Raw genomic sequence first — 11548 nt, forward strand, 5'->3', positions numbered from 1 at the left:
TTTCACGTCAGCAGGAGGCAGTCTTCCCAGTTCGTCGCGCTCACGGCGTCGTGCGAGGCGAGGCGGTGCACGGCCAGGGCGTACCCGGCGGTCCCTACGAGGTAGCCGGGCGGTTCGCCTGCGGCTGGGGCCTGGTCCAGGAGCAGACCTGCGAGCCGGTCCAGCGGGATGTCGGCCGGGCCCAGGGCGTCGGCGGCGATCGCGCGAGCCGTCAAGTAAAGCCCGGCGGTGCCGTGACACAGGCTGCGGTCGACGACCCGGATCATCTGCTCCGGGTCGTCCAGGCACCCCAGGAGTGCGGCCTCGGCTTTGGCCTGTCGGTCGGGGTCGTTGAGTACGATGCCAGCGAGCTGTTGGGCCCGGGCGATCCCGGGTGTGCCGTAGCACCATGACGGCCGTGCTGGGCGAGCGCGACCTGGTACGCCCAGGCTTGCGTCGGCCTGGTTGATCGTTTCGGGCCACCAGGGCCCGGCCGGGTGGGGTTGTTCCCACTCGTCCAGGTGGGCGCAAATCCGTTGGATGCCCTCCAGGTGGCCCGGCACGGTGATGCCCTGGCGTGCGCAGGAGGCCAGCAGGGCGAGCGGGCCCGTGATCCCGTGCGCCATACCCAGATTGCTCACCCCGCCCGGCGGCTGCGGCGTGCTGGGAGGGTGGGTGTGTGGTCGCGTCCACCAGCCCGCACGCTTGTCGATGGGCTGGGTGAGCCCGACCAGGTAGGTGAGCACCTCAAGCAAGAGGGGATGGGTCGGGTCGAGACGGCGCAGCAGCACGCCAAGGCCGGTCAGCCCGCCGATCAGGTCGAACTCGGCGGCCGCGGGTCGCTCGTCGGCCCAGATTCGGCGCCAAGCGCGGGTCAGATTGTTGGAGGTCACCGCTTCAAGGCCTCGCCGGGCCATCTCGACAGCGGGCCGGTACCCGGGTCGATCGGCATGGTGCAGGACGTAGGCGAGTGCAGGGACACCGTAGAAGAGGCAGGCATTTTCGCCGATATCCAGTCCATCCCGGACGGCCGCGGTCAGCCACCGATGGGCCGGGCCCCAGTCGCTGCCATCAGGCTGGTGGGCGGCCTCGATATGCAGCAAGGCGATACCGGCCGCTCCCCCACTCAGTGATGCACCCGGCTCGGTCACCCGGCTCGGCAACTGCAGCCCGTGGGTGAGCCGGTCGCCCAGGGCGCCGGCTCGGCGGGTCTGGTTCATGAGTGTTTGCCCGTCCTGGTGTGCAAGCGGGTCTGAGCGACCGCACGGGTCAGGCGCAGGCACAGCCGTTCGGAATCCGCGTCGATCCCAGCCATGCGTGCATGGTGCAAGTGCATCAGATCGGCCAGGGCCGCATCGACATCGCCGGGCTGCAGCAGGTCCCGGTAAATGGCCAGGGCGCGACGGCGCTGCGCGAGGAGGATCGGCGGGGCGTTCAGGGCCTGGCCTGCGGCCTCCAGCGCCAGGCGGGGTAGGCGTGGGCCGCGCCCGTGCGGCAACTGCTCCACCAGCCAGGAAAGCGCGTGCTCGCCGAGCAGGCCGGTGGCCAGGTTGAGGCAGTTCGCGGCGGCCGCGGCCGTCGGGTCCGGGCACGCAGCGAGTTGGGCGACGGTGGCGACGGAGTCGGCGGCGAACACACGCTCGGCGGCGGCCAGCAGGTCGCCGGTGCCGTACCGGCCGGTCTCGGGGCGGTAGGTGTGCAGGGTGATGTCCTGCAACAGGCCGGCGTCAATGAGGTCGTCGGCCCATCGGCCGAGGGCGGCCGCGGCGGGCCCGTAGGCGAACGGCTCGTCCAGGCGGAAGCGCAGTCGTAAGTGGTGTGCTGGGCTGGCGTAGCGGATGAACCACCAGCCTTGCTTCGGCCCGTGGCCCCAGCCATCCAGGAGGACGGGCAGGTGCCGGGTGAGCAGGTCATTGTGTCGGCCGGGGGTCGCCCACAGCGCGGCGTACAGCCAGGTCGAGGCACCGGGCACGTGCCGCGGCTTGGGCCTGGGCGCGGTATTCAGGGGCCGGGACGGGCGCGGCGGTGCTGACCCGGCGGTGGTGCTGGCCAGGGTCAGAACGATCTCGTGGGCGCGGCCACCGATCCAGCCCGGGTCGACGTCGTCCTGCAGCAGCACAGCCGTGCCGGAGCTGTGCACGTGGCGGCGCAGCAGGTCGACGTGGGACGGCTCCGACAGGTCCAGGCGGATCCGGACGTCATCGCCGCCGAACAGCACCCGCTGCGGGATCCGCAGGTGTCCCCGGCGGGCGGCGAAGGCCTTGGCCCACGCCTGCGTGCTCGCTTCGGGACCGGGGAGGCTGGTGGCGGTCAGGCTCCAGCGGGCAGGGCTGAGGATGGTGCGGCCCGAGCGCACGCGCGGCAGGTAGGGAAAGTCGCCAGCGACCTGGCCCCAGGTGAAAGGAGTGCACGGCGCGGACCGGCTGGTGCTGATCTCGCAGAGAAACCGGGCCAGCGGGTGCGTGCCGTGGCGCAGGTCGACCGCGTGTGGAATCAGCGGTTCGAGCAGGCGCCCGTCGCGAATCCAGACCAAATAGAAGCGGCGAACGTCGGCGGTCACGGCGACCTCGGCCAGATCGACGTCGGCCGCAGCGTCGGCGCTGTGGTGCTCGCCGATGGGCAGGATCGGCCAGATCGCGGGCGTGCACGCCACGTTGCCCATGCGCGGGGCCAGGGGTGGCGAGGCGATCTGGACGATCTGTGCGCCCGGCGTGCTGGCCGGCAGGGCCGTGTAGGCGGCGTGAAACCGGGCCCGCTGGGCGGGAGTCAGCAGGTGCAGGAACCGGCCGGTCGTGGTGCCGGCAGCGCGGGCGGCGCTGACCACCGACAGTGTGAAGGCGCCGCGGTCCAGATCGGATGCGGCCGCGGCGGAGAGGCTAAAGCGCAGTTCGGTGTGCGGCACGGGTGGCCGGTTCGCCGCACCGGCCGCGGCAAGTTCCGCGACCAAGGTGTCAGCGTCCAGGTCGGCGCCGTCCAGGAGCGCCTCCTGGGCCAGGCGGGCCAGCGTGATGTCCCGGCCCGTCAGGGCGCTCGTCTCCTTGGCCAAGGAGGTGCGGTAGCCGGCCGGGTAGCCGAGCCCGGCATCAGGGTTGACCAGTTCGCGAACCGGCACCACCGCGCCGAGCCCGTACCGTTCCAGGAACAGCGCGTGGTAGGCCTGCCAGACAGGCCGGGCCGGGCTGAGCTGCACCAAAAGCGCAGCGGCCCGCTCGGCCTCGCGCAGGACGGGGCGAGGTAGCGTGACGTCACAGTCCAGGCGAAGATCCACCGCCTGTTCCGGCCCTGGCTCCAGCCGCGGCATCTCCCCCTCACCGGGATGGGTGGCTGCGAGCTGGGCGGCGGCGTACGCGGCGGGGTCCGTGCTGGTCGTGGGTGGCCGCAGGTTAGTCACCAGCACCTGGCGCTGCACGAGTTCGCCGAGCATGGTCTCGATCGTGGTTTGGGATGCCTGCGGAGCCTTGGCGGCCAGCTTGGCCACCAGGTCCTCGAACAGCACAGGCCGGGCCGCCACCTGCAGCACCAGTTCCAGGGCTGGGGTGATGGTGATGGCGACGTCAATTGTGCCGCCCGCGGAGTGTTGGGCCGGTAGGACCCACTCGTCGCCGCGGCGAAAGCCCAGGTTGCTGGTCTGCACCTGCAGCCGGCGCAGCACCTGCGGCTGGGCCTCCAAGCGCTGCAGCGCGCCGAGCAGCTGCTCAGCGTCCGGGCGGGTCGAGACTGTGTGGTTCTGCCCCCACCGGACACAGGCCGGGGCGTCGAGGTGGACCGGGGCGATGCCGGCGAATTTGCCGAAGGGGGTGGCCCGGCTGGTCCAGCGCAGGACGTACCGCATCAAGGCCCGTGCGGCGCGCTCTGTCTGGGCCGGGCTTGGGTCGGCATCTTCGTCCGCGCACAGGACGGTCAGTGCGGCGGCGAGGTCGGGACTGGCCGTCTGGATCACCTCGGCCACGCCGGGCAGCGGCCACACCTGCCGGATCCAGGCCAGCCAGTGTGGGCTGGTCGCCGGGCCCGGCGCGGGCCAGGCGGGGAGGGTGAGGGTGTCGGGGTAGGCGGCGGCACGGATGATGGCGGCGTCCGCGTACTCGTATCCAGGTGCGTCCATGCTGACCTGCCTCCCAGCGGGGCTTCCTATGGGCGAAGGGGTGGATGCTCCCGTGCTCCGGGGCATTTCGGGGCACGGAAGCATCCCGACGTCGCTACGTCGTCAGCTGCAGCTGCAGTTAGCTGACGATGTCGCCGTCGGTGGTGGTGGTGTCGCTGCCGCAGCCGTCCCCGGTGCAGTCGGTCGAGCCCCAGCGGGAGGCCGCCACGGGGGCGGAGTCGACCAAGCGGGTGTTCAGCGTGAAGGCGAAGTCGTCCATGAGCTGTTCCCTTTCATCAGCAGGAGGCGGGACCGGCAGACTGCGCGTCGCCGGGTGACCGCCGTGGGCGTGGTGCTGCCCCCGTCGGGGGCGGCCTGGCAGTAGCCGGCTACTGCCAGGAGATCGTGAGGCGAGTGTGCCGCTTCTGGAGGTGGAAGCCCTCGGGCAGGTCCACGTCGGGGGTGTCCTTGGGGTGCACCGTCAGGACCGGAGCCGGGCGGCCGGCCCCGTCCCAGGCCCTGACCTGCTCGGCCAAGAACTGCGCGGCACGCTCGCTGTCGGGGCCGTGGGCGATCGCGCCGAACTCCAGCCGGGTCCGCTGCTCGTCCACGGGCCGGTTGCGGCGGCGGTAGGCCAGGGTGCTGCCCTCGACGAACGCCGGCATCCCCCACGGGCGCGGCAGGTCCACCGTCCCGGCCTCGATGGCGCGCGGGTCGGCGGTGATCTGGCAGAAGCCCGGCAGTCGGGTGGCCAGCCAGACATCCAGGTCGCTGACGGTCGTGGCACCCGGGATCGTGATGCCGCTCCACACCTCGGCGCGGGGCTGATCCAGCACCCCGGCCAGCTTCTCAGCATCGATGTCTTGGGCCTCGTCGCACCACAGGCCCACCTCCGGCTCCTGCTGCAGCCGGACGCTGGTCCCGGCGCTGGCTCCCTCACCGCGCACCTGCACGAACCCACACAGGACGTTGTTGCGGCTGACCAGGGCGTCGCTCTTACGGTCCAGGGCCCAGGATCGGGTCATGCTCATCGTGCGCAGCGGCACCACCAGGCGCCCGCCTTCGGCCACCTGCGAAACCAGGGCTGCCGGGATGTCCCACAGCCCCACCGTGACGATGATCTTGTCGAAGACCCGGCCGCCGGGCAGCTCGAACTCGGCGTCGTGCTCCAGTACCTCGACGTCGCTGTAGCCGGCCGCGGCCAGGCAGCGCCGGGCTCGGGCCGTGACCAGCATGTCGATATCGATCGACGTCACCGAGCCCGTAGGCCCGACGATCTCCCGGGCCAAGGCGGCGTTGTACCCACCGCTGCCCACCTCCAGGACGTGGTCGCCCGCCTGCACCTCAGCCTGGGTCAACTGCGCGGCCTGCAGCCACGGCGCGGACACCGAGCTGACGGCCAGGCCTCGCGGATCCCGCAGGGTGATGACCGCATCGTCGCCGTAGACCTCCTGTAGAGGCGTCTCGTCCGTGAACAGGTGCCGCGGGACGTTGAGCATGGCCTGCTCCACGGCTGGCAGCAGCGTCATGCCCGTGCGGGCCAGGCGCCGCCTGGTCCGATCGACCATTGCGGCCTGAAGATCGTCGGCCGTTTCCTTGGTGTCCAGCATCGCTTCCCTCTCGACTGCGGGCTCCACAATGCGCGGGCCCTGCTGGGTGACCGGGCGGTCCCGGCTGAGCGTGCTTGTGCTCCCCGCATTGGACGGGCTACGGAGCGTGAGAGCGTCGTGAACACTACCGATGCAGCGCGCTTCCCGTCACAGACAAGGTTGCTCAAGCGCGAGGTGTTACACAGGAGAAGAATTCAAGCTTAGCTCAATCAATAATGTTGGTTAACAATATATTTCACTGATACGCAACCATGTGTACCGCCTCCGTATGAAGCAGTGCACACAGTTCCGACGCGTCGCCGGCTACAGAAATGTTCAGCGTCGGGCAGCCGCCCTCGCTCGCCGGGCCCGGTCGACCGGGCGGCCCGTCCGAGGCCGTGCGGCCAGCTCGGTCAGATCCTGGCGCTCTGATTCGGTGAGAAGCCGTAGCTCGCTCACGCCGAGCACCGTGACCTGGACCTCGCCCTTACCGCTCAGGATCTCCACCGACTGCCACGTTCGGCACCGGGTTACCTCTGCCCGCCACCCGGCCAGGTGCTCCGCGAGCGACGAGCCCGTAATGAAGGCGATCTGCTCGCCGAGGATCGTGACGCGTACCATCTGGCGGCGCGGCTTGAACCGCAGCAACTGCTCCGTGCCGGCGACCGATCGCACGGTGAAGGCCACCCCCGTGAACATGGCCTGCTCCTTCTTGTTGAGTACTGCTAGGCGGGGCGTTGGTTCTAGGGCAGCCGTCTGACACGCACGTAGGTGTACGGCCCGCTCGAGGGCGTCCACGCCAGCCTGCGCAGTCCTTTCAGTTCCTGTGGGGTCAGTGTGTTGGGGCCAACGGCGTCGCCGAGCCTGATGACGACCCTTCCGGTGGTGGTGACGTCGATCTGCAGGTCTCGCCAGCGGCGGCGGCGCCGGGTGCGCAGCCACCAGCGGGAGGTTGTCAGGTGCTCGGTGAGGTCCCTGCCCGGGACGTCCGCAACTGGCATACCCTCGTGCAGGACCCGCACCACATCCCCGTCCAGGCGCAGGAACGTCAACACGCCCACTCCGTCAGCAACACCGAGCACGAAGATTTCCAGGCTCGTGCCGTCCTGACTGAGTACTGGGATCGCCCCGGGGGCAGCTACCAGATCGCTACGTCTGGCCTGAGCCGGGAGTCGCATAGCGTCGCCTTCCGCGAGAGGTGAGTGAGTGGGCGCCGGGACGGGCAGAGGGTGTTGGCGGGTGACTGTCACCCGCCCCGGCGCTTTCTAAGAGGGGGCACAACATTTAGACGTGCCCCCGTAACCGGCGCCTGACCAAGCGGGCCAGGACCAGGGTTCCCGGTAGATCACCGTCGCGACGTTCTTCTCTGTAGGCACTTTCACGCTGAGCTGGGAGAGTTGCCCCGTTACGACCGTCGTGTTCTTTCAGCGGCCCACCTGGGGGCTGGTGTCCGGCCATCCATGGATCCGGCACCAGCCCCCGCTGTCGCCGAGCGCCTCCGGTGGTGGGCGCCAGCGACTCGGCCCCCACTCGCCGCCGGGCAAGGACATGGAGGGACTATCCCGCGGCGGGTGAAGCACGCGCCGCAATGTTGGCCTGGGCGACCGTGACATACAGCAAACCCGAACTCGAGCCGGAGGTCTGCACCTGCGACACCTCGACGACCCCATCGATTGAGCGAATCTGTTGCAGCACATCGTCAGAGGACGGGTTGCACGCCACTACCTCGATCGCCACAAGATAGGTACGGTCTCGGTGACCGGATGTGCTGTGCACGGGTACCCCCAGACGCTTGATCTTGCAATGCAACTCGTGCGGGGTCACCACGTCCACCTCCTCGTGACTATTGCAGACCATGGGTGAGCACCGGCCGGTGCAGTGCCCGAAGGAACACCGGTGCCGCAAACTATGCGGTGCATGTTGAGACTTGCTGGTCCACTGCAACGAGCATCCGAATTCGGGCTGCGACCCCCGAAAGAATGTCCCGCTGCTTCCTCGTTCGAAACGCTTTGACAGATCCATTTGAACAAGGACGAGTGCTCGCTTCAACGGAGTAGATGCGGACTGTGGCCGGTGTCCGCATGATCTGCGCTCAGTCGTGCCCCGTGCTGACGTGGCTCACAGCCCACTCGGCAGGTGGGCTGGCTGGTAGGCGTGACGCGGTGCGATCGAAATGGCAGGGTGGCTTCCATGACCGCCGTGGAAGAGGCTTTGTCCGCCGCGACCTTGCAGCGACGGGTCGACAAAACACGGCTTGACCAGGGCGTTCCTGGCTTGAGCCTAGGCGTCAGCTACCCCAGCGGCGGGACCTTAGTTCACTACTCCGGCACCGCAGACGTCGCGACTGGGCGCCCGGCGGGGCCGGCGACGCAGTTTCGTCTGGGCTCGATCACCAAGACCTTCACCGCGGCACTGACGCTGCTGCTAGTGGAACGGGGAAAACTGGATCTCGACCAGCCGGTGGAACGCTATCTGCCTGGGACCGGTGTGGGCCGGCCTCTGGTGCGTCAATTGCTGGCGCACACCAGCGGCCTTCAGCGAGAGGCCCCTCACCCGATGTGGTCCTCCATGATGGGCCCCAATGCCGGGGAGCTCATGAGCATCCTGGCTCAGGCTGAGTTCGTGGACGAACCCGGCGCTCGTTGGCACTACTCCAACCTCGGGTACGCGCTCCTTGGTCAGGTCATTACTGCCGTAACCGGCCAGTCCTGCGAGGAACTCATCAACCAGGAATTGCTGGAGCCTCTGTCCCTGAACGACACAACGTGGCACCCCACCACGCATGCAGCCACGGGCTATCGCCTGGCCCCCTACCAGGACAGCTTCCACCCGGAACCCCAGATGGATCAGGGTGCGATCGGGGTTGGAGGACAGCTCTGGGGCACCACAGCAGACCTCCTAACCTGGGGTAACGCGCTGCTCGGCAATGCCCCCAACGCGATCCCGGAATCCGTCGTCGAGGCCATGCACCGCCCACAAACCATGGTCGACCGCAACGGGTGGACCCAAGGCTGGGGGCTGGGCCTCATCCTCAACCGTCGCCATGAACGAATCCTCTCGGGCCATACCGGAGCCATGCCCGGGTTCACAGCCTCTATGTCACTCGATCGCAGCAAGCAGACCGTTGTCACGGCCTTCGCGAACGTGACCCGCGGCATTCGACTCGCGGACTTGACCTTGGAAGTACTGGACGAAGTGACCAGCGTGAGCAAAACCGTTGCCTCGGAGGCAAGAATAGACGAGTCGGTTCTCGCGGCTTGCCCTGTTGAGTTGGCCGGCGCGCTCGGCAGGTGGTGGTGCGAGGCCGAGGAAACGATCTTCACTTGGCATGACGGCGCCCTGCATGCCCACCTGGCTGACACACCCACGACGTCCCTGACACGGTTCTCGCGCATCCGGTCAGATGAGTTCCGGGCTTCGGAGGGAAGGCTTCGCGGCGAACGATTGCACGTCAGACGTGACGCCGAGGAGAACGTCATTGGCCTCGAATGGGCGACATACCCCTACAGTCGATCCCCACGATGACCGTCACCTCCAAGGCGTTTGATCAGACAGACCCGTCCAGGACGCGCGCCCGGAGATTCTTCACCTCCCGCGTGTTCTGCCAGGGAACAAGCTTGTTCAAACTTGTTGCCAAACGATGGGTCAGCCGAATCGACGTCGTTCCGGTGGACGCTTCCCAAGCACCCCACAGATCCTCGCAAGCCGGTTCGAGGTCACCCAGCTTCAAGTAGGCGTCACAGCGATCGAGCTGCCAGATCACCCGGTTACGAACGAATAGGCCGTCGGCCGTCTCGTCCTGCGTGGTCAGGGAGATGATGGCGGCGTGCGGGGACTGCAGGTCCAGCAGGCAACTGCCACGATGCCCAGCCAGCGCAGCGTCATCGAAAACAGACAGCCAATCAGGATCAGGCGACGACGACGCCCCTGCGCTCGCAAGATCTAGCTCGGTCGCGGCCGCGTCGAGCATACTCAGGCAAGCTCGGCGCTCACCCGCCTTCGCCTCCACCCGGGCGGCAATTGCCAGCACAAAGCCAGTCAGGCGATGGTTGCCGCTCCTACGAGCAGCTGCCACCCCGATCCTGCACTGTTCTCGGGCAACTGAAAGGTGCCCCACGCTGGCCGTCATGAAGCCGTGGCTGGGGCCTAAGATGTATGCAGCCAGCGCCGGGTCGCCCGATTCCTCGGACAGCGTCCGGGCGCGCGAGAAGGCCGTTTCAGCCTCCGCTACCTCCCCACGGTCGAAGTGCATCCAACCCGCGAGCTGGTGAATTTCTGCCACTACAGCCAAGGCCGACCGCCTAGCCATGCTTGAGCGTGCGGTGTTCAGGATCGTCTCAGCAGCCAGCAATTGAGCCTTGACAATCGCCAGCGCCGGTCCAGATCCGAGCGCATGATCGACCTGCCTCAGACCTCGCAGCATCTCGCGCAGTCCGTCGATCGCTGGATCGACCACTGCAGCGCCTTTCCCCAGGACACTTGGAAACTCCATCGGCAGGAGCACTTCTCGTGGAAGACCGTCGGCCGGGGCGCTGTGTATCAACTCCCCGTCCGCCTGCAACGCGACATCGAGAGCCTGGACAAGCTCAGGAGAAACTCGCCGCTGCGCCTTCTCGATCTTGGCAAGCAAGTCACCGCTGACATGAACGAGGCTTCCGAGGGCAGCAAGAGAGAGCTTTCGCTTGACCCGCAGATCCCTCAGTCGGGCACCGAAATAGGCCGCGCTCGACATCGAGGGATCCAGCTTCGCCGGCCTCTGCGCCATCGCCATCCTGGGCCTGCCCCGTTCTGACGGACATCTGAGATCAGGAGCTGTGAGCTTCTGGGAAGGATGTCCATCATGGATGCCATGGCGAAGAGGAAGCCGAGGGCCCGCAGGTCGTTCACGCCGGAGTTCAAGGCCGAGATCGTGGCCTTGTGCCGGCAGGGCGACCGCACGCTCGGTCAGGTCGCGAAGGACTTCGATCTGACCGAGACGGCCGTCAGGTTGTGGGTCAAGCAGGCCGAGATCGACGACGGCGACCGCTCCGACGGCCTGTCCAGCGATGAGAAAGCAGAGCTGGCGGCGTTGCGACGGGAGAACCGCCGCCTGAAGGAAGATGTTGAGATCCTCAAGCGGGCAACGGCTTTCTTCGCGAAGGAGACCCGGTGAACGTGTATCCGTTCATCGAGGCGGAGAAGCAGAGCAGCGCTGCGGGCGGGCCCGGGAACGTGGCCCGCGCGTGTGAGCTGCTGAAGGTCTCCCGATCCGCCTACTACGCCCACGCGGCCGCCCAGGCCGCCGGCGGCTCCCAGCGTGACCGCGAGGACGCGGTCCTGGCCGAGCAGATCAAGGCCAGTCACACCGCCTCGAAAGGCCGATACGGGGCACCGCGCATCCACGCCGACCTGACCGAGGCCGGCCTGCACCACTCCCGCAAACGCATCGCCCGGATCATGCGCCAGCACGCCATCGTCGGCAAGCACCGCAGACGCGGCTACCGCACCACGATCCTCGACCCCTACGCCGCGGCCCGAGCAGACCTGATCGGGCGCGACTTCGCCGTCGATGCCGGCGCGATCAACACCAGGTGGTGCGGTGACATCACCTACATCCGGACCTCGCAGGGCTGGCTGTTCCTGGCCACCGTCATCGACATCGCCTCCCGCCGGGTCGTGGGCTGGGCCGTGGCCGATCACCTGCGCACCGACCTGGTCGAGCACGCTCTGCGCCAGGCCGTGGCCCGGCGCCGACCACCGGCCGGGGTCATCTTCCACTCAGACAGAGGCTGCCAAGGTGGATTCAATGGGTCGTCGCAACACCTCGATCGTGGAGGTGCTGATGGGCAGGCCTGCCGGGTGGATGTCGGCTTTGACGGGAAGGTCGCCGATGAAGTCGCCGGGGGCGCCGGCTCACCGG

The 11548-nt window shown here is 68.1% G+C and carries 11 protein-coding genes; 3 read left to right on the forward strand and 8 right to left on the reverse strand.

The features are described 5' to 3' along the window. Positions 1-2: 2 nt before the first annotated feature. The 7 genes from QSK18_RS34360 to QSK18_RS34390 all read right to left on the reverse strand — a co-directional run bounded on the left by QSK18_RS34360 (position 3) and on the right by QSK18_RS34390 (position 7482). On the reverse strand, positions 3-1199 hold the full coding sequence (locus tag QSK18_RS34360; RefSeq protein WP_285628270.1) for a lanthionine synthetase C family protein: 1197 nt from the start codon (positions 1197-1199) through the stop codon (positions 3-5). Then, entirely contained in the window at positions 1196-4081 is a 2886-nt protein-coding gene (locus QSK18_RS34365) for a lantibiotic dehydratase (protein ID WP_285628273.1), read from the reverse strand. The genes QSK18_RS34360 and QSK18_RS34365 overlap by 4 nt, the downstream gene beginning before the upstream one ends. Before the next feature lie 118 nt (positions 4082-4199). Continuing rightward, the gene (locus tag QSK18_RS34370) at positions 4200-4340 is read right to left on the reverse strand and encodes a hypothetical protein (protein ID WP_285628276.1); all 141 of its coding nucleotides are present in this window, start codon (positions 4338-4340) and stop codon (positions 4200-4202) included. A gap of 109 nt (positions 4341-4449) precedes the next feature. Next, positions 4450-5670 carry a methyltransferase, FxLD system gene (gene fxlM, locus QSK18_RS34375; RefSeq protein ID WP_285628279.1) on the reverse strand — a complete coding sequence of 407 codons (1221 nt, stop codon included), beginning with the start codon at positions 5668-5670 and terminating at the stop codon, positions 4450-4452. 315 nt (positions 5671-5985) lie between these two features. Next, positions 5986-6348, reverse strand: a complete 363-nt coding sequence (locus QSK18_RS34380; RefSeq protein ID WP_285628282.1) for a hypothetical protein — start codon at positions 6346-6348, stop codon at positions 5986-5988. A 44-nt stretch (positions 6349-6392) separates the two neighbouring features. After that, on the reverse strand, positions 6393-6704 hold the full coding sequence (locus tag QSK18_RS34385) for a hypothetical protein (RefSeq protein ID WP_285628285.1): 312 nt from the start codon (positions 6702-6704) through the stop codon (positions 6393-6395). 502 nt (positions 6705-7206) lie between these two features. Next, positions 7207-7482 carry a hypothetical protein gene (locus QSK18_RS34390; protein WP_285628288.1) on the reverse strand — a complete coding sequence of 92 codons (276 nt, stop codon included), beginning with the start codon at positions 7480-7482 and terminating at the stop codon, positions 7207-7209. 357 nt (positions 7483-7839) lie between these two features. Between QSK18_RS34390 and QSK18_RS34395 the strand changes: the two genes are divergently transcribed. Then, complete coding sequence (locus QSK18_RS34395; protein ID WP_285628291.1) at positions 7840-9174, forward strand: serine hydrolase domain-containing protein; 1335 nt, start codon at positions 7840-7842, stop codon at positions 9172-9174. Positions 9175-9196: 22 nt separating this feature from the next. Here the strand turns inward: QSK18_RS34395 and QSK18_RS34400 are convergent, their stop codons facing one another. Beyond that, positions 9197-10420, reverse strand: coding sequence for a helix-turn-helix domain-containing protein (locus tag QSK18_RS34400; protein WP_285628294.1), 1224 nt, complete (start codon positions 10418-10420; stop codon positions 9197-9199). A 69-nt stretch (positions 10421-10489) separates the two neighbouring features. On the opposite strand from QSK18_RS34400, the gene QSK18_RS34405 reads away from it, so the two are divergent. Continuing rightward, the gene (locus tag QSK18_RS34405) at positions 10490-10801 is read left to right on the forward strand and encodes a transposase (RefSeq protein WP_502894323.1); all 312 of its coding nucleotides are present in this window, start codon (positions 10490-10492) and stop codon (positions 10799-10801) included. Further along, positions 10798-11548: IS3 family transposase (locus QSK18_RS34410; RefSeq protein ID WP_285628296.1), on the forward strand; the 751-nt coding region annotated here is incomplete at its 3' end. The genes QSK18_RS34405 and QSK18_RS34410, both read left to right, overlap by 4 nt.

Origin of the sequence: Kineosporia sp. NBRC 101677 (genome assembly GCF_030269265.1) — a bacterium.
Lineage (GTDB): Bacteria > Actinomycetota > Actinomycetes > Actinomycetales > Kineosporiaceae > Kineosporia > Kineosporia rhizophila.